Below are 22,941 nucleotides of genomic sequence, written 5' to 3'. Positions count from 1 at the left end.
TCGACGCGTGCGGTCTGACCAAACCCGGGCGCCCCGGGCCCGTTGTGCGCTTGCCTTCAGCTGAATGAGCTGGCATTGATCAGGAAGTGCGTCCAGACGCTGGCCGCGTAACCCAGCAGGATGGCCCAGCTCCACTTGAGGTGGGAAAAGAAGGTGTACACGCCGCGGGCCTGTCCCATCACCGCGACACCCGCGGCGGAACCCACCGAAAGCAGCGATCCGCCGACCCCGGCGGTCAGCGTCACCAGCAGCCACTGCCCGACGTCCATGTCGGGTCGCATCGCCAGGACGGCGAACATCACCGGGATGTTGTCGACCACCGCCGACAGAAAGCCGATCAGGATGTTTGCCGTTGTCGGGCCGAGTTGGCCGTACATCAGCTCCGACCCCATGGCGAGGTAGCCCATCGTGCCCAGTCCGCCGACACAGAGGATGACGCCGTAGAAGAACATCAGCGTATCCCACTCGGCGCGTTCCAGTGACTTGAAGATATTGTACTGGCTGGCACCGTCCCGCGCTTTCTGCTTCGACGACTCGCCCTCCAGCGCCAGCGCCGTGTCGCCGAGGTTCTGCTCTGGTGGCGCCGGAAAAAAGTGATCGCGCCGCTTGAGATAGTAGCCGTAGAATTTCAGCAGGCCGAGGCCGGTCATCATGCCCATCACCGGTGGCAGGTGCAGGAAGTTGTGGGCGCAGACCGCCATGACGATGGTGAACAGGAACAGGCAGACGATCACCCCGCCGCCATGGTGAAGGACCGCCTGCTCATGAACGGGGTCCGGCGATTCCTTGCCGACCGCCAGACTCATGATGAACGCGGGCACCATCCAGTTGACCACTGCCGGGAGAAATAGCTGGAAGAACTGCCCAAACTGGACAAGTCCCTTCTGCCAGACCATCAGTGTCGTGATGTCCCCGAACGGCGAGAAAGCGCCGCCCGCATTGGCGGCGATGACGATGTTGATGCAGGCGACACCGACGAATTTCCTGTTCTGACCACCGACGGCGATGACCACCGTCGCCAGTAGCAGGGCGGTGGTCAGGTTGTCGGCGACCGGTGATATGACGAAGGCCAGCGCGCCGGTAATCCAGAATATGGTGCGCAGCGAGTAACCCTGCGTCACCAGTTTGACGCGCAGCAGGTCGAATACCCCACGTTCGTCCATGGCGTTGATGTAGGTCATCGCCGCCAGCAGGAACAGGAACAGTTCGGCGAATTCGAGGAGATTGTGGCGCACCGCGATCTCGGCGGTGTGGGTGTCACCGTGCTGGGCGTAGACGACCGCCACCAGAACCCAGATGATCCCGGCTGCGACCATTACCGGTTTGGACTTGCGCAGGTGCAGCGTTTCCTCGGCGATGACCAGGCCGTAAGCGACAAAGAACACCGCCAGCGCGGCAAAACCCGCCCAGTGGCCGGTCAGATCGAGCATGGTGGAAGAACTCGCTTCGGAAGCGAGAACGGACCAGGGAGACAAGGTGGCCGTGCTGGCCAGCAATACCCGGGGGATAGGTGGATCATCAATTACCTTCCATCGATCTGTGATAAACCCGCTTCGCGCCATGTGGCGGGAGGACAAATAGTAACCCAATGGCCGATGCTTACCCAGCCGAACGGGTGTCCGGGGTTCGGGGCGGGTGTGCTGTTGCACGCCAGTGGCGGTACCGCGGCGTCGGGCGGACGTTCGCCAGGCCGTGAGCTGTGGCAAGATCTGGCACGGCGGGCGCCGCTGGCCTCGGTTCCTGTGCCCCGACGACGATCACTCACCCTGGAGAGCGCATTGCCTTCCCGCCTGTCGATCAGCACCGTCTCCGCGGCCAGCGCGATCCCGCGTGCGGCCTGGCCCACGCTTTGTCCACCCGGCGATCCGTTCCTGAATGCCGATTTTCTGGCGATCATCGAGCGCCACGGTGCGGCGGCGCGCGAGTGGGGGTGGACGGCTCGCCACCTGGTGGCCAGCGACCAGCACGGCACGGTCGTCGGGCTGCTGCCCCTGTATGTCAAGACCCATTCCCACGGCGACTTCATCTACGACTGGTCGTGGGCGGCGGCTTATCGGCAACTCGGCCGCCAGTATTATCCGAAGCTGATCAGCTGCCTGCCGCACACGCCGGTGGCCGGGCCGCGCCTGCTGGTCGCCGAGGGGCCGGCCGCGGCGTCGATTCGCCAGGCGCTGGCCGACAGCGCGCAGGCGCTGGCCGCCGGGCTGGGCGTGTCGTCGTGGCACGTGGCCTTGCCTGCCGAGGCTGATATCGCGCTGCTGCGGCGCGAGGGCCTGTTGATCAGCCACGACGTCCAGTTTCACTGGGTCGATTCGGGCTGCGGCGATTTTGACGGCTATCTGGCGACCTTCAGCGCCGCCAGGCGCCGCAAGGTCCGGGCCGAGCGGCGGCGGGTGGCGGACAGCGGCCTGCGCATCGAAACACGCCATGGCGATCAGATCGACCCGGCCGAGTGGCCGCTGCTGCACGCGCTGTACGCCGATACCTTCGCCAGGTTCAACAACCACGCTGTCTTCTCGGCGGCCTGCTTCGCCGATCTGGCAGCGGCGCTGGGGCGACGGATGGTCGCCTTCATCGCCCGCGACCGGGGCTTGCCAGTGGCCGTCGCGCTCTGCTTTTGCAGCGACGAAGTGCTTTACGGACGCTACTGGGGGTGCAGCGGCAATTATCACAGCCTGCACTTTGAGCTTTGCTTCTATCAGGGGATCGCCTATTGCCTGGAGCAGGGCTTGCGGCGTTTCGAGCCCGGCGCCGGCGGCGAGCACAAGGTCTCGCGCGGGTTCACGCCGACCGTCGTGCATTCGGCACACTGGATCGCCGACCCGGGCATGCGCGAGTTGCTCGGCCGCCATCTGGCACGGCAGGGTGAGGCTCTGGCCGACTATCGCGACGAGGCGGCAACGCATCTGCCATTTCGCCGCGATCGATCGTCGCTGCTGCGCTGAGCCCGCGTCCGGCGCGCCGCCCGGCCGCGGCGACTCACCGACCCGGGAAGCTGCACGCGACTTCCTTGCGTTCGCCGGTCAGGTGGCAGCGACTGATGGTCCGCCCGTCGGGGTCGAGCAGCGTGCCGGACCAGCCTTCGCCGCCGCGTTCGAGCACCAGGAAGCTGTAGCGGTTGAGGACGATGCCGCTGCTGGCGGCGACGCCATCGTAGAGCTGCCCCTGCGGACTGGCTCTTTCCTTGCTGCCGACGCCGCTTGTCCCCTCGTACAAGGGCGACTGCGGATCGGAAGCTTCGAGCTCGGTACCGCCGCCACCGACGATCAGCTGTGCCGGGCGCCCCGCCGGACGGTAGGCCGGGTCCGCCGCTGGCGAGAAATTGAGTGTCTGGAAGGCGTGTTCGTGGCCGGAAAAGACCATCTGCAGGTTCGCCGGCGGCTCCTCGCGCAGCGCGACCTGCAGTGCGTTGGGCTGCGACGGCGCGCTGAGCAGGTCGTACCACAGCGGCCGATGGGTGAACAGCCACGCCCGCTGGCTTGCCGGGAGCGATTGCAGCGCGCGCAACTGGCGTTTGAAGAGCGGCACATCGTCCGGTCGGGCAGTGGCCGGCAGATAGTCCTCGGCACCGGCGTTGTCGGCGATGATCAGCGTCAGCTCGCGGTCGAGGTCGATGCGGTAGGCGTCGGCGGTGAGATTGTTGGCCAGCACCGAGCGACTGTCGCTGCCGTACCACTGGTCGCCGCAAACCTGGTAGGGCAGCGGCGAGAGGAAGCGCATCCAGCCGTCGCCCGCACGATCGCAGTTCTCGTGATTGCCGCGCACCATGATCCACGGGGCCGCCTTCAGCAGGGGTGCCGCCGGGGTGAAGAAGTCGGCGTTCCAGCCGCGCCAGCCGTAGCCGACGACCACTCCCTGGTCCCGGACCGGCGCGCATTGGGCGGGGTCGTTGCAGTATTCACGGTAGTGATAGTCGCCAACGTGAATCACCAGGTCGGGGTGTGTGCGGGCTGCGGCCGCGGCGAGGCGCGGCCAGGGCCAGGCGCCGGGGCTGGCGCAATCCTGGATCGGCGGACTTGAAGCGCTGGCCGTCACCTTGATCCGGCAGCCGGTATCGCCAACCACCACGATGCGTTGCGGACTGCTTCGGGGCAAGGCGATCGCCTGGCCATCGATGCTCGCCTGGCGGGCTGCCGCCGGCAAGGTGAGTTCGCAGGAGGTCACCTGGAATTCCGGCCTGAAAGCCGGGTTGGCGCGGGCCTGGGTGTCTGGCTGCGCCGCTGGCGCGGCCTGGGCTCGCGGCAGCAGCGGGAGAGCCTGGCCATCGACGATGGCGGTCGGGCACCCGTCGTCGCCGGCAACGATCGCCCGCAGGCTGACGATGCCGTCCGGGCCCAATTGGGTCCAGCGATTGAGTGGCGAGCGCTGGCCGGAGGACGGCGTCGCGCAGCCAGCGACGACGCCGAGTGCAGCAACAAGCAGCGCGCCGGCGCGCAGCGATCGTCCGGCGTCGGTACGTTTCGGAGGGTGCGCTTGGTCGGGCAGGGGTGATGGCATGGCGCGTCTCGTGTGGGGGCAAGTGGCCGGCTGCGGGTGCGGTGTCAGGCTGCCGGGAAGCCGTCTAGGCCAGCGCGGCGGCGATCGCGCGCAGCGCGACCAGTCCGCCGGCGGTGATCGACACGCCCTTGCCGGCCGGCAATTGCGGTTCTGTTGGATTGATCCGGATCAGTCGCCCCGGCAGGCGCTCGCCCATCCTGCGCGCGGTCGGGATAGCGGTTCCGGCGCCGACTTCGATCACCAGCAGGTGTTTGACCTGGTGCAGCCAGGTCTGCAGGCGGTTGGCCTGTGCGTCGCTGCGTTCGCTGCGCCATCCCCAGTCGCCAAACATCAGGATGTTCGGTCGTGCAATCTGCTGGCAGCGCGGGCAGAGCGGCAAATCGGAAGTCAGCAGGCACTGTTCCTCGTCAAGCTCGGGAGCGAAGTCGTCGGCCGGCCAGATGCCGCACTGCTCGTCTTCGCAACCGTCGCTGCATTGCAGGTGGTGGATCGACCCGTGGCATTCGCTGATCCGCTCGGCGACAAAACCCGCCGCCTGGAACTGTCCGTCGACGTTGCTGGTGAACACGAAACAGCCGTGCGGCAGTCCGTCGCCGATCCGGCGCAGGATCTGGAAGCCTTCGTGCGGCAGCGTGCGCCGGTAGAGCTGCAGGCGATGGCCATAGAAACCCCAGGCCAGCCGGGGTCTGGACCTGAACGCCGCCGGGTTGGCGATCTGCTCGAAAGCGATGCGCGCCCTGCCAAGGGCAGGGTAGGCGCCCCAGAAACCCTGCGGCCCGCGAAAGTCGGGCAGACCCGAGTCGACGCCGATGCCGGCGCCGGCGGTGACCAGCAGCCCGTCGGCCTGGCGGATCAGTTCGGCGCAGCGCTGGTAATCGGCCGCCAATTACAGTCCCCGCGCCCAGGACGGTCGCAGCGGCGCGTTTGCCGGGTCGGCAAGCGTCTGCCGCACCTGCCCGAGCAGCCGCTGCTTGTCGGCGCCCAGCGTTCCCTTGAGGACCAGCCAGTTCGACGCATGGTCGCTGCGGAAGACCGTGCGCCGCAGTTCGAGGTGTTCGAGAAGGCGCTCCATTTCGAGAAACAGCTCGCGCAGGCTGAGTGGTCGCCAGCCGGGGAAGCCGCCGCGGAAACGCTCCTCGCCAAGCGGGAAACTGACCACCAGCGTCGCCAGATACTCGGGCTGGGTGGCATTCAGCAGGCGCGCCGAGTTTTCGGCGTGCCGCCAGGAGAGTTCCGGGCCGGCGAGGCCGTTGAGGATCATCACCGAGCGGGTGATCCCGGCGGCGCCGAGTTTGTCGAGCGCGGCGCGCGTCGACTCGAAGGTCTCGCCCTTGTTGACCCGTTCGAGGACTTCGTCGTCGCCCGACTCGGCGCCGACGTAGGCGATCGACAGGCCCGCGGCGGCCAGTTCGCGCAGTTCGTCGACCGACTTCCGGCGCAGGTTGCGCGGCAGGCAGTAGGTCGATACCCGGCGAACCGCCGGCAGGTGCACGCGGATCGCGTTGAGGACCTCGAGCAGCCGGCGTGTCGGCAGCACCAGCGCGTCGCCGTCGGCCAGGAAGACGCGCCGGACCTCGCCGCCGACGCTTTCGCCGGTGCGCCGGATGCTCTCCAGAACCTCGTCCGCGTCGCGGGCGCGAAAACGCTTCTGCGGCGCGGTATACATCTCGCAGAAGGTGCAGTGATTCCACGAACAGCCGTCGGTGATCGGCAGGATCAGCGATTCCGCCTCGCTGGGCGGGCGGTAGACGGGTTCGACGTAACGGATGGGGATGGTGCTCAGCATGGCGTTCGGGGGCTCGTCGGGGCTGGCGAACACCCCAATAGTAGCCTGCTTTGGCGCGCTTCGCTGCCCTCCCTGTGGTCCGGACGGGGGTTCAGGAGGGATCCTGGGCGGTTGACGGCGGATGACCCTCGGGTCCGGAGCGCACCAGGGCATAGTCGGAACTGCGCACCTCGCTGAGCAGCATCTCGGTCTCGGTGCTGCCGATGCCGAGCGACTCGAGGGTCTCGGCCGCCAGCCGCAGGCTGGCTTCCAGGGTCTCGGGATAGGCCTTGCTGGCGCCGGCGCGGAGCAGGGCGTCGCAACTGGCCAGGTCGCGGGCGCGGGCCAGGAGGTTGACCTGTGGCAACTGTGAGCGGATCAGAGACGCCGCGCGAACGGAGGTGCGCCGGTTGTCGATGGTCAGCACGACCAGGTCGACGTGCTGGAGCGATGCGGCAATCAACAGTTGCGGGTCGCCGAGGTCGCCGTAGAAGACCGGATGCCCCTCGCTGCGCCAGCGCGCGACCAGTTCGGCGTCGGTGTCGAAGGCGACAAAGGGAATGCCGCTGCTGGCCAGGATGGTGCCGACGGTGTGGCCGACACGGCCATAGCCGCCGATCACCACCCGCGGCGCCGCTTCGTCGCCTTCGTCCGGATAGCGGAAGCGATGGTGAACGCCGGCTGGCTCCTCGGCGACGCGCAGTGCCAGGCGGTTGCCGATCTTGACCAGCATTGGCGTGAGCAGCATGCTCACCGAAATGATCGCCACCGCCATGACGAACAGCGGGTCGTCGATCAGGCCCAGGGCCTTGGCGGCGCCGAACAACACGAAGCCGAACTCGCCGCCCTGGGCGAGCAGGAAGGCGACCCGCAAGGCAATGCTGCGACCGGTTCCGAAGCACCGGCAAAGGACATACAGCACGGCCACCTTGATGGCGATGATCGCGGCCACGTGCAGGGCGAAGCGGAAGGGGTGAAGGGCCAGCGACTGGAGGTCCAGCGACATCCCGACGGCGACGAAGAAAAGGCTCATCAGCAGGCCCTTGTGCGGCTCCATGCTGGCCTCGATCTGCAGGCTGTAGCGCGAGGTGGAGAGCATCATGCCCATCAGGAAGGCGCCCAGCGCCATCGACATGCCGGCGTGGTGCATCGCCCAGGCGGCGATGAACACGGCGCCCATGGTGGTCAGCAGGAAGGCCTCGCGGTTGTTCTGGCGGGCCAGGTGATCGAGGATCCGGGGCACCAGGTAGCGGCCGCTGAGCAGCACCATCAGCACCATCGCAATGGCTACCGCGATCTGCTGCGGCACGGCGCTGTCGGAGGGTGGCGAGCCGACATCGGCGAGCACCGGGATCAGCGCCAGCAGCGGCACCACCGCCAGGTCCTGCATCAGCAGGACGGCGAAAGCGGTCTGACCATGGTGGCTGGCGATCTCGCCCTGGTCCCTGAGCATCTGGACGACGAAGGCCGTGGACGAGAGGGCGAAACTGCTGCCGATCAGCAGCGCCGTCGGCCAGTGCGGCTCGAACAGCTGGAAATAGCCGGCGATGAACAGCGCCGACAGGATGATCTGCAGCGAACCCAGCCCGAAGAGAGTACGCCGCAGCGCCCATAACCGGCGCGGTTTCATCTCCAGGCCGATCAGGAACAACAGCAGCACGACACCGATTTCGGTGAACTGGCGGACGTCTTCGACGTTGGTGGTGACGAACGGTCCCATCGTATGCGGCCCGACGATGATGCCGGTGACCAGCAGGCCGAGGATCGAACCGAGTCCCAGATGCCTGAACACGGCGACCGCGATCGAGGCGACGACCAGCAGCAGCACGGCGGAGTCAACGAAGGACTTGGGGTCCATGGTACGTTCCCGGGAGTTCAACAAGGCGGGCGAACAGCCACATACTAGCGTTCTTTTGCGCTGTTGGCGCCGGCCCGGCGAGTGCTAAGATCACTGGTCCGGCCGGTGCCGCGCGTTCAGCGAGGTGCGAGTCGCAACCGTTTGTCGAGGAGTGCTGGGGATGCAGCGCAAAACAATGCTGATGGTCGGCTGCTTGATCCAGTCGCTGGTCCTGGCCTTGCCCCGCGTGTCGCTGGCGCAAAGCACGCTGCAGTTGCCGAGTGGCGACGCCGACTACCGCGAACTGCAGCAGGAGGAGCGAAGCGGTCCGTGCGAGCGTTGCGGTGTCGTTTTTGCGATTCGCACGCTGACCGGCGAGGGCAAGGGCCGGCGCGATCCGGCGGCTGCCGCACGGCGCGATCTCGGTGCCCCCGATGCGCATATGGTGACGGCGCCGATCGTCGGCACAGGCAGCGCGGTCAAGGACGACCGCAAGGCGCGCGCGCCGGTGCACCGCTACGAACTCACCATTCGCTACGAGGACGGCGGCTTCGCCTTCATCGAACAGAGCGACCAGCCGGCGGTGCGCAAGGGCGACCGGGTGCGGGTGGTCGACGGCCGCGTCGAGTTACGCAACGACTAGCGCAACAACGGGTACGACGACTCGCCGGCCTGGCGCTACTCGAAGTAGGCGCGCGCTGTCTCGAAGCGCTGCGCATAGTAGCTGGCGGCCAACTGGTCGATGCGCACCTGGCCGCGGGTCGACGGGGCATGGACGAAACGGTCGTCGCCGATGTAGATCCCGACATGCGAAAAAGCCGCGTTGCGGGTGTTGAAGAACACCAGGTCGCCAGGACGCAGATTCTCGCGCGGCACCGGCCGGCCGCGCCGCGCGATGTCGGCCGCGCTGCCACCGACCCTGACGCCGGCAGCCTGGCCGTAGATGTAGGCGACCATGCCGCTGCAGTCGAAACCGGCTTCGGGGTTCTTGCCCCCGAAGCGGTAGCCGGTGTCGATCAGGCTCAGCGCAAAAATCACCACGTTGGTCCCCTGTTCGCTTCTCGCCGGTCGTTCGGGCGTGCTGCCGCACGCCGCCAGGAGCAGCGACACCATGCCAGCGATGAGGAACTGTCGTATCCGCATGGTGCACAGTATAAACTGCTGTTTTCAGAATCCCGGAGGTTGCCATGCATCTGAGTGATCCGCGCCTGCTGCGCTCCAACTGCTACATCGACGGTCGCTGGGAAGCCTCCGGCGACGGTCGTACGCTGCTGGTTATCGATCCGGCCAGCGGCGAGGCGCTGGGCGAGGTGCCGCTGATGACTGCCGTCGAGACCGCGCGCGCGATTGCCGCCGCCGAGGCGGCGCTGCCGGCGTGGCAGGCGAAGACCGCCAAGGAACGGGCCGCGGTGTTGCGTCGCTGGTACGAACTGATCGTCGGCAACGCCGAGGACCTGGCCCAGCTGATGACTGCCGAATGCGGCAAGCCGATCGCCGAAGCACGCGGCGAAGTGGCCTACGGCGCGTCGTTCGTCGAGTGGTTCGCCGAGGAAGGCAAGCGCGCCTATGGCGAAAGCATCCCGAGTCCGGCGGCCGACCGGCGGCTGCTGACCATCCGCCAGCCGGTTGGCGTCTGCGCGGCGATCACCCCCTGGAACTTCCCGCTGGCGATGATCACCCGCAAGGTGGCGCCGGCGCTGGCGGCCGGCTGCACGGTGGTGGTCAAGCCGGCCGAGCAGACGCCGCTGACCGCGCTGGCGCTGGCCAGACTGGCGCATGACGCCGAGCTTCCGGCAGGGGTTTTCAACGTGCTGACCGGCGATCCGGTGGCCATCGGTGGGACCCTGACCGCCAGCCCGGTGGTGCGCAAGCTGTCGTTTACCGGCTCGACCGAGATCGGGCGCTTGCTGATGGCGCAGTGCGCACTGACGATCAAGAAGCTCTCGCTCGAACTCGGTGGCAACGCGCCGTTCATCGTGTTCGACGACGCCGACGTCGATGCGGCGGTCGAAGGGGCGCTGATCGCCAAGTATCGCAACACCGGCCAGACCTGCGTCTGCGCCAATCGGCTGCTGGTTCAGGACGGCGTCTACGACAGCTTCGTCGCCCGGCTCGCCAGGCGCGTCCAGTCGCTGCGAGTCGGGCCAGGCAGCGACGAAGGCGTGACGCAGGGGCCGCTGATCGACGCGGCGGCGCTGGCCAAGGTCCAGGAACACATCGCCGACGCGCTCAACAAGGGCGCGCGGGTGGTTACCGGCGGCGGCCGGCACGTGCTCGGCGGCACCTTCTTCGAGCCGACGGTGCTCGCCGACGTAACGCCGCAGATGCGCGTCGCGCGCGAAGAAACCTTCGGGCCGGTGGCGCCGGTCTTCCGGTTTGCCGACGAGGCGGAGGCGGTCAGGATGGCCAACGACACCGAGTTCGGACTCGCGGCCTATTTCTACTCGCGTGATGTCGGGCGCTGCCTGCGCGTTGGCGAAGCGCTCGAATACGGCATGATCGGCGTGAACACCGGCCTGATCTCCAACGAGGTAGCGCCCTTCGGCGGGGTCAAGCAGTCCGGGCTGGGCCGCGAAGGATCGAAGCACGGACTCGACGAGTACCTGGAGGTCAAGTACCTGTGCTTCAGTACCGTTTGATGCAACGCGTGCCGTAGATGAAGCTGCTGCTGGCGCTGGCCTTGCTCGGGCTGGCCGTCGCGACGCTCGCCTGGTGGCGTTCATTGCGCGGGCGGCAGCGCCAGCAGTTCATCGACACCTACCCCTACGGCAGGCTTCTCGACCAGCGCCTGGCGGCGCGCCGGCCCGAATTGAGCGCCGCGCAGCGGGCGCTGGTCTTCGATGGGCTGCGCGAATACTTCCAGCTTTGCCGCGAAGCGAAAAAGCGGCTGGTGGCGATGCCGTCGCAGGTGGTCGACGACGCCTGGCACGAGTTCATCCTGTTCACCCGCCAGTACCAGCAATTCTGCGCGCGCGGGCTTGGCCGCTTCGTGCACCATACTCCGGCCGAAGCAATGCGCCAGCCGACCGACGCGCAGGACGGAATCAAGCGCGCCTGGCGGCTGTCGTGCAAGCGCCAGGCGATCGATCCGCAAGCGCCGTCAGCGCTGCCGCTGCTCTTCGCCCTCGACGCCACGCTGGCGATCGGCGGCGGCTTCATCTATCAGCTGGATTGTCTGGCCGCCGGGCAAAGCGCTGGCAGTACGCCCTTCTGTGCCGGCCATATCGGCTGCGGCGGCGGCTGCAGCGGCGGTACCGGTAGCGGCGATGGCGGGGACAGCGGCGACTCTTCGGGCTGCGGTGGGGGAGGCTGCGGTGGCGGTGATTGACGCCACCGCCGGCGGCAAGCGATCAGCCAGCCAGCTTGCAGCGGGCGATCAGACGCCGTGCTGCCTGAACCACGCTTGCAGGCGCCGCCAGCCGTCCTCCGCCTGTTCCTTGCGGTAGCTCGGCCGATAGTCGGCATGGAAGGCGTGCGGCGCGCCGTCGTAGACACGGATCGTCGACGCCTTGCTGGCCGGATTGGCGGACGCGGCGAGGGCCCGGCGCATCTGTTCGACGGTGTCGAGCGGGATCCCCTGGTCGGCGCCGCCGTAGAGACCCAGCACCGGTCCGTGCAGTTCACCGGCGATGTCGAGTGCCTGTCGGGGGGTCAAGTCGCTGGCCTGGCCGACGATCCTGCCGTACCAGGCGACGCCCGCTTTGACCTGCGCATTGTGGGCGGCGTACAGCCAGGCAATGCGTCCACCCCAGCAGAAGCCGGTGATTCCCAGCCGCGCGGCGTCGCCACCGTGAGCCGTGGCCCAGGCGACGCAGGCGTCGAGGTCGCTCAGTACCTGCGCGTCGGGGACCTTGCCGACCACCTTGTCGAGCAGTTCCTGGACGTTGGCGTACTGCCGCGGGTCGCCCTGGCGAGCGTACAGCTCGGGCGCGATGGCCTGGTAGCCGAGCTTGGCCAGGCGCCGGCAGACGTCCCTGATGTACTCATGAACGCCAAAGATCTCCTGGACCACCAGGATCACCGGCCATTTGCTGCCGCTGGCCGGTTGCGCGCGATACGCCGGCAACTCGCCATCGCCGGTCGGCACCCTGATCTCGCCAGCGGTGAGGCCGCTGCTGTCGGTGACGATCACGCTCTGCGCGGCCACCGGTTGCACCGCCAGCGCGAAGCCGGCGCCCAGGGCGGTGACGATGAAGTTGCGGCGGCTGCAGGGAAGGGCAGGGACGAGGCTGTCGAAGTCGACATCGGTGGTCACGGAAATCTCCTGTACGGGTTATGGGCTTTGTGTATCATGCGACAAACCAGCAACCTGTGACCATGGAGAGAGCGATGAATTCACTTGGCGGCTACAACGTCGAAGACCTGCAACCCGGCATGAGCGCGAGCCTTGCCAAGACCGTTACCGAGGCCGACATCGTCCTCTTTGCCGGCATTTCGACCGACGTCAACCCGATGCACCTCAACGAGGAATGGGCCAGGACGACGCAGTTCGGCGGTCGCATCGCGCACGGCATGCTTTCAGCCGGATTCATTTCGGCGGTGCTGGCCAACAAGCTGCCCGGGCCGGGTACGGTCTATCTCGGGCAGACGCTCAAGTTCAAGGCGCCGGTACGGATCGGCGACACGGTGACCGCGACGGTCACCGTCCGCGAGGTCAACGTCGCCAGGCGGCGCTGCGTCATGGATGCGGTCTGCAGCGTGAGCGGCAAGACGGTCATCGAAGGCGAGTCGACGCTGTACTGCACCACCGGCGAGGGCTGAGCGATGGGCACGCCGATCAGCCGCTTTCCGGTTCCGGCTCTGGACGAGTTGCCGGACGATGTCCGCGACCGCATCGTCGCCGTGCAGGAGAAGTCGGGTTTCGTCCCCAACGTTTTTCTCACCCTGGCCCACCGTCCCGACGAGTTTCGCGCCTTCTTCGCCTACCACGACGCGCTGATGGAAAAGGAAAGCGGCCTGAGCAAGGCCGAGCGCGAGATGATCGTGGTTGCCACCAGCGGCGCCAACCAGTGCCAGTATTGCGTCGTCGCGCACGGCGCGATCCTGCGCGTGCGCGCCCGGAACGCCTTGATCGCCGACCAGGTGGCGGTCAACTACCGCAAGGCCGACATCAGCGCGCGGCAGCGGGCGATGCTCGATTTTGCGCTGAAAGTCTCGCTGCACGCCGAGGAGGTCGGCGACGCCGATTTCGCGGCGCTGCACGAGCACGGTTTCTCCGATCAGGACGTCTGGGACATCGGCGCCGTGGCGGCGTTCTTCGCGATGTCGAACCGACTGGCGAACATGAGCTCGATGCGCCCCAACGACGAATTCTTCCTGATGGGCCGCCTGCCGAAGTCCTGACCGCAACAACGCAAGGCCAGACGGCGGCGGACGACCGCACGCGCCAGCCACTGACCGGCTGGTCGGCGGTATCCGGATGCTGCTGATCGATAAAGCCGCTCGTGGTGACGGCGAAAGGGTTATCTCGTGCGGGTGCGCGACGGTGGCCTTGCCTTCGGCGAGCCGTGTCGAGTCTCGATGTTTTCCGTCGCGCGCGGCACCGGCGTCGGGTTGGCGCTGGTCTGCCAGGCGCGTAGCGGCCGGGTGGCCGGTGGCAACGGGGTGGGGCGTTGGACGCACCCACGCCGGGGCAGGATTCTCCAGGAGATTGCGCATGAACATGGACGTATCGAATCGCCCGATATTTCTGATCGAAGACAATCCGGCCGACGTTGATCTGACGCTGCGCGCCTTTGCCAAAAGGCGGCTGGCCAACCCGGTGCACGTGGCGCGCGACGGTGATGAGGCTCTGGCCTGGATTCCCCGGTGGAGCGCCGCCGAAGTGCTGCCGCTGCTGATCCTGCTCGACCTGAAGCTGCCGCGGATCGATGGTCTGGAGGTGCTGAGGCAATTGAAAGCCAATTCGATCAGCCATAACATCCCGGTAGTCGTGCTGACGACCTCCGAAGAGGACAAGGATGTCGAAGCGGCCTATCGCCTCGGTGCCAATTCGTACATCGTCAAACCGGTCGATTTCGTCAAGTTCGTCGAGGTCGCGGCGCAGGTCGAGATGTACTGGTGCATGCTCAACGCGCCGCCGCGCTGACCAGCACAAAGGATCCAGCGACGATGCATACCGTTCCCAGCCGCATCCTGTTTCTCGAGGACAATTCTGCTGACGCGGACCTGGGTCGCCGGGCTCTGGCCAGTAGCGCACCCGATACGACGGTCGAGATCGTGACCACCGTCGGCGCCGCAATCGAGCGCCTGCAGGCCGGCGCCGCGGATTTCGAAGCGATTCTCGCCGACCTGAAGCTTCCCGACGGCAGCGGCCTCGACTTGCTGGCGCACGTGCGCGGGCGAGGCTTGCCGTTGGCCTTTGTCGTCCTCACCGGCTCCGGCGACGAGGCGTCTGCACTGGCCGCGCTGAAGGCGGGGGCCGACGACTACCTGTGCAAGCACGGCCACTATGCTGACCGCCTGGCACGCGTGCTGGCGGGCGCGCTCAATCGTTTTCGCAGCGATTTTGCCCGCAAGGGGCGGCTCGTTCGCGTACTGTACGCCGAACACAACCGCTTTGACATCGACCTTACGCTTCGCCATTTCGCCGAGCACGCGCCGCTCTTCCGGCTCGAAGTGGTCGGCAGCGGCGAGGAAGTGCTGGCACACCTGCCGGAACATGCCGACGACGCACCTGACTACGATCTGCTGTTGCTCGATTACCAGTTGCCGGCGCTGAACGCGCTGGAAGTGGCCAAAACGGTGCGCGATCAGCGCGGGCTGGAGCTGCCGATCGTTCTGGTCACCGGCCAGGGCGGCGAGGATGTCGTCGCCGCCGCCTTGCGGCTGGGCCTCGAAGATTACGTGATCAAGAAGGAGCGCTATCTTGAGGGGCTGCCGGCGATTCTGGAGAGCGCGCTCAAGCAGGCGCAACTGCGCCGCGAGCAGGCGAGTCTGCGCCAGACCAGCACCCGCCTGGCGCATCTGCTGTCGGCCAGTCCGACGATACTTTACGCGCTGCGCGTCGATGGCACGCGCCTGTTGCCGGCCTGGATCAGCGACAACATCAGCCGGGTAATGGGTTTCCCGCCTGCCGAATGCCTGGCGCCCGGCTGGTGGACGACGCACCTGCATGTCGACGATCGCAACCGCGTCCTGAACGCGCAGCCTCGCCTGTTGGGGGAGGGAAGCCTGACGCACGAGTACCGCTTTCACGACAGTACCGGTGCGGTCCGCTGGCTACGCGACGACATGCGCCTGCTTCGCGATGCCAAGGGACAGCCGGTCGAAGTGATCGGTAGCTGGAACGACCTGAGCGCCGAGCACGCTTTCCGCGAACGCCAACGGTTGCAGGCGACGGCGCTGGACAGCACCCGCGACGGCGTGATCATCACCGACCTGACCGGCGAGATCATCAGCGTCAACCCGGGCTTCTGCGAAATCACCGCTTACGCGGCGAGCGAAGCGATCGGCAGGAATCCGCGCTTCCTGCAGTCCGGGCGCCATGATCGACCGTTTTACCAGGCGATGTGGGCCAGCCTGGTGCAGACGGGTCATTGGCAGGGCGAGGTCTGGAATCGACGCGCCGACGGGGAGATCTACCTGCAATGGGCGACGCTGAGCGTGGTCCGGGACGAACAGGGGCGTCCGTCGCATTACGTCGGCGTGTTCACCGATCTGACCAAGCTCAAGCGCAGCCAGGAGCAGGTCGAGCGTCTGGCGCACTACGATCCGTTGACCGGGCTGCCGAATCGCCTGTTGTTGCGCTCGCTGCTGCAGCACGGCCTTGACCGCGCGCAGCGGGAGGACGGCAAGACAGCCGTGCTGATCATCAATCTGGACCACTTCAAGGAAGTGAACGAGAGCCTCGGTCACGCGCTCGGCGATGAACTGCTGCTGGCTGTCAGTGCTCGCCTGCGCGCCCGGCTGCGCCAGGAAGATACCTTGGGACGCCTGGCCGCGGACGAATTCGCTGTCGTCCTGGAAGGCCGCCAGGCTGCCGAACATGCGGAAAGCACCGCGCGTGACCTGCTGGCCATTCTCGCAGCGCCGTTTGTCCTGGCCGACGGGCACGAAGCCTACGCGCGTGCCAGCGTCGGCGTCAGCGTCTTTCCTCAAGACGCGACGACGACCAACGATCTGCTGCGCAGCGCGACCGCGGCCATGCACCGCGCCAAGGATCGAGGCGGCAATCAGTACGCGCTGTACACCGGCGAACTCGGCCAGGGTGCGCTCGAGCGGCTGGAGACGGAAAATGCGCTGCGGCGCGTGCTGAGTCAGGGCGAACTGCTGCTGCATTATCAGCCGAAGCTCGATCTCGGCAGCGGCTTGATCGTCGGCGCGGAAGCGCTGCTGCGCTGGCAGCGGCCAGGCGTCGGCCTGGTGCCGCCCGGCAGCTTCATCCCCCTGGCAGAACGAAGCGGCTTGATTGTCCCGATCGGGGCGTGGGTGATCGACGAGGCGTGCCGTCAGATTCGCGCCTGGACCGAAGCCGGCCTGCCGGCGGTCAAGGTGGCGGTGAACGTCTCGGCGCGCCAGTTCGCGAGCAACGAACTCGAGTCGGTGGTGGCCGGCGCGCTGAGCCGCCACGGCGTCGACCCACGGATGCTGGGACTTGAATTGACCGAGAGCATGCTGATGGCCGCACCGGGCCAGGCCATCGAGCGACTCCTGCGGCTCCGAGCCATCGGCGTCGGCCTCTCGCTGGACGACTTTGGCACCGGCTATTCCAGCCTCAGCTATCTGAGTCGCTTTCCGGTCGATGAACTGAAGATCGACCGCTCTTTCGTCAACGATATCGTCACCGACCCCAAGGCAGCCAATATCGCCACCTCGGTGATTGCCCTGGCGCATCGCATGCAACTCAAGGTCGTTGCTGAAGGCGTCGAAACCGAAGCGCAACTGGGTTACCTGAGAAAGAACGGTTGCGACCAGATGCAGGGCTACCTGTTCAGCGCGGCCGTTGCGGCGGACGAATTCGCGCGCCTGATCGTCCAGGGCGCATCGCTGGCGATCAGCGACGCGCCGTCCGACGTGCGCACCCTGCTGGTGGTTGACGACGAGCCGAACATCCTTTCGTCCATCCGCCGGGTCCTGCGTGGCCAGGGCTACCGCGTCCTGACCGCGACCAGCGGACAAGAGGCGCTGGTGTTGCTGGCCAGCAACGAGATACAGGTAATCCTCTCCGACCAGCGGATGCCGCAAATGAGCGGTACCGAGTTCCTGGGGCGGGTCAAGCTTCTCCATCCCGACACGGTGCGCCTGGTCATTTCCGGCTACACCCAGCTCGATTCGATCATCGATGCGGTCAATCAGGGGTCGATCTACAAGTTGCTGACCAAGCCGTGGGAAGAGAGTCAGCTGCGCGAGCACCTCCGCGATGCCTTTGCGTACTACGAGGCGATCGTCAAACCGCGAAGCAGCGGCCAGAGAGTCTGAAATACGCGCCGCTGGCCGGCGCGTCGATCAGCCGCCGATGAATGCGATGAATGCGATGAATGCGAACCGTGCGGACTCTATTCGCGCAGCTTCTCGATGCGTTGCAAGCTGACGGCCGGGAGCCAGGCGGCAGCCTGGCCGCGCCCCGGAATCCGCACCAGCGGGGCGATTTCGAGCAAGGGCGCGAGGACAAAGGCGCGCAAGTGCATGCGCGGGTGCGGTAGGCTCAGTCGTGCGCTGTCGACGATCAGGTCGTCGTAGAGCAGCAGATCGAGGTCGAGCGTGCGGGGCGCATGATGATACTCGCGGCACCGGCCAAACCGGCGTTCGATGGCAAACAGCGCGTCGAGCAGTTGCTGCGGCGCGAGCGCGGTTTCGAGAACCGCGACGGCGTTGATGAAATCGCCCTGACCGCGGATTCCGACCGGCGCCGTGCGATACAGCGACGAGACACGTCGCAGTCGCGACGCGGGCGTGCTGGCCAGCGCCGCGCCGGCAGCGCGGACCTGCGCCAGGGGATCGTCGAGGTTGGCGCCGAGCGCAACGAAGGCCAGATGCGCACGACTCTGCGGCTGGCAGGCTGGCGAGGCTTCGGCAGCCCGTTCCTGGCTGTGGCGGTCCCGAACCGGCGCTGCCGGCAGGGCAGTCGCCTGTCCGCGCGTCATTCCTGAAGGTTGGGGGTTTGGCCGGTGATGGCCGGTGGGCGCCGACGGCGGCGGCGCTTTCTTGCCTCGCCCGGCGTTGGCGGCAACAGCATCGCCGCCCGGGCCTCGTCGCTGGCATGCAGGAATTCGGTCCACCAGACGCTGGTCGCCGGTTCCAGTTCGCCGGACTCGGCGCGCAGCAGCAGGAAGTCGTAGCCGGCCTTGAAGCGTGGATGCTGCAGGACGCCGTAGGGCCGCTTGCCGGAGCGCTGTTCGAAGCGTGGCTGCAAGGCCCAGATGTCCTTGATGTCGCCAGCGATGCGACGGGTGATCGCGAGCTTCTCGGCCTGCACCTCAAGCACCTCGTCCATCGCCAGGAAGAGCGCCGGCGTCGCCGGTTCGCCGCCGCTCTTGAACAGCTGCCATTTGGCCAGCACCTCGTGCCAGAGCAGGGTCGCGAACAGGAAGCCGGGAGAGATCGGTTTTCCCTCGGCGACGCGGCGGTCGGTCGCTTCCAGGGCAAGCATCACGAAGCGCTCGCCGAGCGGCTGTCCGAGAATCACGTCGAGCAGCGGCAGCAGGCCATTGTGCAGCCCCTCTTCGCGCAGTTGCCGAACACAATGCAGGGCGTGGCCCGAGGTGAGCAGCTTGAGCATCTCGTCGAACAGCCGTGAGGGCGGCACGTTGTCGATCAACTCGGACATCTCGCGGATCGGCCCGCTGGCCGCCGGGTCGATGGTCAGGCCAAGTTTGGCCGCCAGGCGGACGGCGCGCAGCATCCGCACCGGGTCTTCCCGGTAGCGCGTTTTCGGGTCGCCGATCATCCGCAGCGTCTTCTGCTGCAGGTCGGCGACACCGTGGTGGTAATCGGTGATGGTCTCGGAAGTCGGGTCGTAGTACAGCGCGTTGACCGTGAAGTCGCGCCGTGCGGCGTCCTCGGCCTGGCTGCCGAAGACGTTGTCGCGCAGCACCCGGCCTTGCTCGTCGGTTTGTGCCTTGTTGCCGGCGTGTTCGCCGTGATGGCCGCGGAAAGTCGTCACTTCGATGGTTTCCGCCCCCATGCTGACGTGCACGATCTGGAAGCGGCGACCAATGATCCGCGATCGGCGGAAACAGTGGCGTACCTGCTCCGGCGTGGCATTGGTGGCGACGTCGAAGTCCTTCGGCTTCAGGCCGGCGAGCAGGTCGCGAACGGCGCCGCCGACGATGTAGGCCTGGTAGCCATTCTCCTGCAGTCCCTCGACGGTACGCTGGCAGCCACGGCTGATCTGGTCGCGCTGCAGACCATGCTGGGCGAGGGCGATGATCGCCGGTTCGTTGGGGCGCTCGGGGCCTTTTCGTCCGAGAACGCGGGATATGAACTTGCGGATCATCGATCGTGTCTGGTTCCTGATTCTGCTCTGGGCGTTGGCTGGTGCTGCCGGCGCCGCATCATAGCCGATATTCTGTTCACCATCGGTCTTCGCCCGGCGATCGAGGTCAGCCGAGCAGACTCAGCACCGGCCAGCCGGACGCTTCGGCGCGGGCCCGCAGGGTCGGATCGGGGTCGACCGCGACCGGGTTGCTGACCCTCGACAGCAGGGGCAGGTCGTTTTGCGAATCGCTGTAGAACCAGCTGCGTTCGAAACTGCCCCACCACAGCCCCATCGCTTCGAGCCATTCGTTGACGCGCGTGACCTTGCCTTCACGGAACGAGGGAGTGCCGCGTGGCTGCCCGGTGAATTGGCCGTTCTCCTGCGCCGGAATGGTGGCGATCAGGTGCGCGATCCCCAGTTCGCGGACCAGCGGCGCGGTGACAAAGCTGTTGGTGGCGGTGACGATGGCGCACAGCGCGCCGCTTTCGCGGTGCTGGCGAACCAGCGCCCGCGCCTTCGCGCCGAGCATCGGCAGAATGTGGCGCGTCATGAATTCGCCGAGCCAGGCGTCGAGTACGCGGCGCGGGTGGTGCGCCAGGGGTTGCAACTGGAAGTCGAGAAAGACGTCGATGTCAAGCGTGCCGGCTTTGTACTGCTCGTAGAACTCGATATTGCGCGCTTCGTACAGGGCGCGGTCGAGAACGCCCTTGGCGATCAGGAACTGAGCCCATTCAAAGTCGCTGTCGCCAGCGATCAGGGTGTTGTCGAGGTCGAAGAGGACAAGATCCATCGTTGTGTTTTCGGGCAGGTCAGATGTTCAGCGAAGTCTGCAGAATTTCGCGCAGCAGCGGCAGGGTGACCGGACGCTGGTGCTCGATCGAGTAGCGGTCGATGGTGATCAGCAAGGCCGCCAGGCTGCGCATGTCGCGCGGCGCACGCGAAAACAGGTAGTTGAATGCTTCCGGCGGCAGGATCAGGCCGCGCGCCTGAGCCTGCTCGGCGAGCGCCGCCAGCTTCTCGTGGTCGCTCAGCGCTTGCAGTCGGTAGATCAGGCCGCTGCCCAGCCGCGTGCGCAGGTCTTCGCGCAGATCCAGCTGCAGGGGCGGTACGCCAGCTGCCGCGAGCAGCCGTCCGGTGCCGCCGCTGGGCAACCGGTTGATCAGGTTGAACAGGGCGATCTGCCCCTGCTCGCCGAGTGCTTCGACGTTGTCGACAGCGTGCCAGGCGCCATCGGTACTGTCCGCTGCGATCTCCGACAGGTCCGGGTCCAGTCGCGCGTCGCTGTACGCGGCCTGGCTGGCGCGCAGCAGATGCGACTTGCCGGCACCCGCATCGCCCCAGAGAAAGAGCAGCGGCTCGCGGTTGCTCTCTGCCAGCCAAGCGGCCAGCCCGGTCAGCGCCTCGCCGTTGCTGCCGGCGACGAAATTCTCGAAGCTGGGCCTGGCGTCGGGCAGCAGGTCGAGGATCAGTTGGCGCATTGGAGGGACGGTTCACGCCTGAGCGTTTGCGGTGCGATCAGCACGCGGCAGGGCCATTTCGGATAAGATTCGGGATCGGGCGGTCGGAGTGGTGCATTCTACCACTACGCGGCATCCGCCAGCCTTGCTCGGGACGCGCTACAAGATGACTCAGGAATCCCTCTCCTATCGTGACGCCGGGGTCGACATCGATGCCGGCGATGAACTGGTCGAACGAATCAAGCCCTTGGCCCGAAAAACGCTTCGCCAGGGGGTGCTCGGCGGTATCGGTGGCTTTGGCGCCTTGTTCGAAGTGCCGAAAAGCTATCGCGAGCCGGTACTGGTCTCGGGTACCGATGGCGTTGGCACCAAACTCAAGCTGGCGTTCCAGTTGCAGCGGCACGACAGCATCGGCATCGATCTGGTGGCGATGAGCGTGAACGATATTCTGGTTCAGGGTGCCGAGCCGCTCTTCTTCCTCGACTATCTGGCCTGCGGCAAGCTCGACGTGCCGATTGCGGCGCGTGTCGTGAGAGGCATTGCCAGAGGCTGCGAGTTGGCTGGCTGCGCGCTGATCGGCGGCGAGACGGCCGAGATGCCGGGGATGTATCCCGAGGGCGAGTACGATCTGGCCGGTTTTGCGGTCGGCGTCGTCGAAAAGTCGGCAATCATCGACGGGTCGACGATCGTTCCGGGCGACGTCCTGCTTGGCCTGCCGTCATCGGGCGCGCATGCCAACGGCTACTCGCTGCTGCGCAAGATCGTCGCGCGTTCGGGCGCCGATCTCGGCGCCGCTTTCGACGGCGAACAGACCCTGGCCGACGCGCTGATGGCGCCGACGCGGATTTACGTCAAGCCGCTGCTGGCGCTGATGCAGGCTCTGCCGGTGAAGGGCATGGCGCACATCACCGGTGGCGGCCTGACCGGCAACGTCCCGCGCATCCTGCCGGCCGGGGTGAAGGCCGAGATCGCGCAGGCGGCCTGGCACCGCCCCAGGCTGTTCGACTGGCTGCAGCACGAAGGTGGCGTTGCCGACAGTGAAATGCACCGCGTCTTCAACTGCGGCATCGGGATGGTCGTCGTCGTCGCCCGCGAGAGCGTGCAGCAGGCGCTGCAGATCCTGCAGCAGGCCGCCGAGCCGGCGATGGTCATCGGCAGCATCGCGCTGCGCAACGAGGGCGAGGCGCCGACCATCGTCGTGTGATCTCCAGCGTCCGCGGCCCATGGCTGGCGGGCACGACGGCGGTTTGCAGCGTGTCAGACCTTGATGCTGATCTTGACATCCCCGCTTGCTTTCCGCCTCCCTCTCTGCGAGCGCGTGTCGAGCAGGACCGGACGTTTTTCAGAGCGACGTTCGGCCTGTCTTCGCTCGACGGCGAGCGGCTGGTTTGCAGGCTGCGGAGCGGCCGGGGCGGTGGTCGGCGGTGGCTGGCGCGGCTGGTGATCGCTGAACGGTGGCGACGGCTCGCGCCGGGCGGCAGACAGCTCGCTGCCGACCATGGCCGAGCTGCTGACCGGTTCGGTCTTTCTGACCTCGTCGGTTTCCGGTTTGCCGACGTTGCTGACGAGTGGTACCACTTCAGCTGGAATCCTCATTGTCCTACTCCCGGTCAAGGAATCGCTGCCCGGAGAATTGGGCAGCCGTCAGGCAATCGGCAGGCAAGCGGGTCTACGGCAAACCACCGGCAGAACTTTAGCATCGTTCCTTGGAAGTCCGGAAGCGGCGCTGGAACGTCTGGTACGCGAACTTGTCTGCTGTCCTTTGCCTCGCTTCAGTCATGGCACTGTCTGTCCGGCGCGGTGGGTCGGTATACCCTGGCGATCGAGAGCGATCTGCGGGGTAGTATTTTCCAATTCAGGTATGAGCCTGAAGGGTCGGCGAAGTGATTGTCTCTGTGATGTAGGTTGAAGGGTTGAAAAGGTCAGTGTAAGGGGTTGCGTGGGTGGCGGGATGGCGGCTGTGGTT

The 22,941-nt window shown here is 66.6% G+C and carries 21 protein-coding genes; 9 read left to right on the top strand and 12 right to left on the bottom strand.

The genetic code is table 11. The annotated features are described in order from the left end of the window. Window positions 1–56: 56 nt before the first annotated feature. Window positions 57–1,562 (bottom strand): sodium:proton antiporter NhaD, encoded by a 1,506-nt coding sequence (nhaD, locus tag Q1L50_RS14020; protein WP_300339801.1) that lies wholly within the window; start codon window positions 1,560–1,562, stop codon window positions 57–59. 216 nt (window positions 1,563–1,778) lie between these two features. Between nhaD and Q1L50_RS14015 the strand changes: the two genes are divergently transcribed. Then, on the top strand, window positions 1,779–2,945 hold the full coding sequence (locus tag Q1L50_RS14015) for a GNAT family N-acetyltransferase (protein ID WP_300339769.1): 1,167 nt from the start codon (window positions 1,779–1,781) through the stop codon (window positions 2,943–2,945). Window positions 2,946–2,979: 34 nt separating this feature from the next. On the opposite strand, the gene Q1L50_RS14010 is transcribed toward Q1L50_RS14015, so the two are convergent. From Q1L50_RS14010 to Q1L50_RS13995, 4 genes are all read right to left on the bottom strand, one after another. Then, complete coding sequence (locus Q1L50_RS14010) at window positions 2,980–4,497, bottom strand: metallophosphoesterase (protein WP_300339767.1); 1,518 nt, start codon at window positions 4,495–4,497, stop codon at window positions 2,980–2,982. A 64-nt stretch (window positions 4,498–4,561) separates the two neighbouring features. Then, a complete protein-coding gene (locus tag Q1L50_RS14005; RefSeq protein ID WP_300339765.1) occupies window positions 4,562–5,383 on the bottom strand; it encodes a Sir2 family NAD-dependent protein deacetylase in 822 nt (273 codons plus the stop codon). Beyond that, the gene (locus tag Q1L50_RS14000) at window positions 5,384–6,283 is read right to left on the bottom strand and encodes a radical SAM protein (RefSeq protein ID WP_300339763.1); all 900 of its coding nucleotides are present in this window, start codon (window positions 6,281–6,283) and stop codon (window positions 5,384–5,386) included. It abuts the gene before it with no gap. A gap of 91 nt (window positions 6,284–6,374) precedes the next feature. Continuing rightward, window positions 6,375–8,120: a cation:proton antiporter gene (locus Q1L50_RS13995; RefSeq protein ID WP_300339761.1), complete on the bottom strand. Its 1,746-nt coding sequence runs from the start codon at window positions 8,118–8,120 to the stop codon at window positions 6,375–6,377. A 160-nt stretch (window positions 8,121–8,280) separates the two neighbouring features. Here Q1L50_RS13995 and Q1L50_RS13990 point away from each other — a divergent pair, with 160 nt between their 5' ends. Continuing rightward, the gene (locus Q1L50_RS13990; protein ID WP_300339759.1) at window positions 8,281–8,742 is read left to right on the top strand and encodes a hypothetical protein; all 462 of its coding nucleotides are present in this window, start codon (window positions 8,281–8,283) and stop codon (window positions 8,740–8,742) included. Window positions 8,743–8,777: 35 nt separating this feature from the next. Here Q1L50_RS13990 and Q1L50_RS13985 read toward each other — a convergent pair whose 3' ends face one another. Next, window positions 8,778–9,242 carry a C40 family peptidase gene (locus Q1L50_RS13985; protein WP_300339757.1) on the bottom strand — a complete coding sequence of 155 codons (465 nt, stop codon included), beginning with the start codon at window positions 9,240–9,242 and terminating at the stop codon, window positions 8,778–8,780. Between the two features lie 44 nt (window positions 9,243–9,286). Between Q1L50_RS13985 and Q1L50_RS13980 the strand changes: the two genes are divergently transcribed. Both Q1L50_RS13980 and Q1L50_RS13975 read left to right on the top strand, forming a co-directional pair. Continuing rightward, window positions 9,287–10,738, top strand: coding sequence for an NAD-dependent succinate-semialdehyde dehydrogenase (locus Q1L50_RS13980; protein WP_300339755.1), 1,452 nt, complete (start codon window positions 9,287–9,289; stop codon window positions 10,736–10,738). 17 nt (window positions 10,739–10,755) lie between these two features. Continuing rightward, window positions 10,756–11,427 (top strand): hypothetical protein, encoded by a 672-nt coding sequence (locus tag Q1L50_RS13975; protein ID WP_300339753.1) that lies wholly within the window; start codon window positions 10,756–10,758, stop codon window positions 11,425–11,427. A gap of 48 nt (window positions 11,428–11,475) precedes the next feature. Here the strand turns inward: Q1L50_RS13975 and Q1L50_RS13970 are convergent, their stop codons facing one another. Continuing rightward, window positions 11,476–12,354, bottom strand: coding sequence for a dienelactone hydrolase family protein (locus Q1L50_RS13970; protein WP_300339751.1), 879 nt, complete (start codon window positions 12,352–12,354; stop codon window positions 11,476–11,478). A 74-nt stretch (window positions 12,355–12,428) separates the two neighbouring features. On the opposite strand from Q1L50_RS13970, the gene Q1L50_RS13965 reads away from it, so the two are divergent. The 4 genes from Q1L50_RS13965 (at window position 12,429) to Q1L50_RS13950 (ending at window position 17,519) form a co-directional block, all read left to right on the top strand. Further along, window positions 12,429–12,860, top strand: a complete 432-nt coding sequence (locus Q1L50_RS13965) for a MaoC family dehydratase (protein ID WP_300339750.1) — start codon at window positions 12,429–12,431, stop codon at window positions 12,858–12,860. A gap of 3 nt (window positions 12,861–12,863) precedes the next feature. Further along, window positions 12,864–13,442, top strand: a complete 579-nt coding sequence (locus Q1L50_RS13960; RefSeq protein WP_300339748.1) for a peroxidase-related enzyme — start codon at window positions 12,864–12,866, stop codon at window positions 13,440–13,442. Window positions 13,443–13,755: 313 nt separating this feature from the next. Continuing rightward, window positions 13,756–14,187 carry a response regulator gene (locus Q1L50_RS13955; RefSeq protein WP_300339746.1) on the top strand — a complete coding sequence of 144 codons (432 nt, stop codon included), beginning with the start codon at window positions 13,756–13,758 and terminating at the stop codon, window positions 14,185–14,187. A gap of 23 nt (window positions 14,188–14,210) precedes the next feature. Beyond that, window positions 14,211–17,519, top strand: a complete 3,309-nt coding sequence (locus Q1L50_RS13950) for an EAL domain-containing protein (protein WP_300339744.1) — start codon at window positions 14,211–14,213, stop codon at window positions 17,517–17,519. 77 nt (window positions 17,520–17,596) lie between these two features. Here Q1L50_RS13950 and folK read toward each other — a convergent pair whose 3' ends face one another. The 4 genes from folK to hda form a co-directional block, all read right to left on the bottom strand. Then, window positions 17,597–18,184, bottom strand: a complete 588-nt coding sequence (gene folK / locus Q1L50_RS13945) for a 2-amino-4-hydroxy-6-hydroxymethyldihydropteridine diphosphokinase (protein ID WP_300339742.1) — start codon at window positions 18,182–18,184, stop codon at window positions 17,597–17,599. After that, window positions 18,181–19,536 carry a polynucleotide adenylyltransferase PcnB gene (gene pcnB, locus Q1L50_RS13940; RefSeq protein WP_300339740.1) on the bottom strand — a complete coding sequence of 452 codons (1,356 nt, stop codon included), beginning with the start codon at window positions 19,534–19,536 and terminating at the stop codon, window positions 18,181–18,183. The genes folK and pcnB overlap by 4 nt, the downstream gene beginning before the upstream one ends. A 106-nt stretch (window positions 19,537–19,642) precedes the next feature. Continuing rightward, entirely contained in the window at window positions 19,643–20,308 is a 666-nt protein-coding gene (locus Q1L50_RS13935; protein WP_300339738.1) for an HAD family hydrolase, read from the bottom strand. A 19-nt stretch (window positions 20,309–20,327) separates the two neighbouring features. Continuing rightward, window positions 20,328–20,996 (bottom strand): DnaA regulatory inactivator Hda, encoded by a 669-nt coding sequence (gene hda, locus Q1L50_RS13930; RefSeq protein WP_300339737.1) that lies wholly within the window; start codon window positions 20,994–20,996, stop codon window positions 20,328–20,330. A gap of 145 nt (window positions 20,997–21,141) precedes the next feature. Here hda and purM point away from each other — a divergent pair, with 145 nt between their 5' ends. Continuing rightward, window positions 21,142–22,179: a phosphoribosylformylglycinamidine cyclo-ligase gene (purM, locus tag Q1L50_RS13925; protein WP_300339735.1), complete on the top strand. Its 1,038-nt coding sequence runs from the start codon at window positions 21,142–21,144 to the stop codon at window positions 22,177–22,179. Window positions 22,180–22,232: 53 nt separating this feature from the next. Here the strand turns inward: purM and Q1L50_RS13920 are convergent, their stop codons facing one another. Further along, a complete protein-coding gene (locus Q1L50_RS13920) occupies window positions 22,233–22,571 on the bottom strand; it encodes a hypothetical protein (protein ID WP_300339733.1) in 339 nt (112 codons plus the stop codon). Window positions 22,572–22,941: the final 370 nt, after the last annotated feature.

Source organism: Accumulibacter sp., from assembly GCF_029255145.1.
In the GTDB taxonomy this organism is placed as follows: domain Bacteria; phylum Pseudomonadota; class Gammaproteobacteria; order Burkholderiales; family Rhodocyclaceae; genus Accumulibacter.
This window is presented reverse-complemented; position numbering and strand designations above follow the sequence as displayed.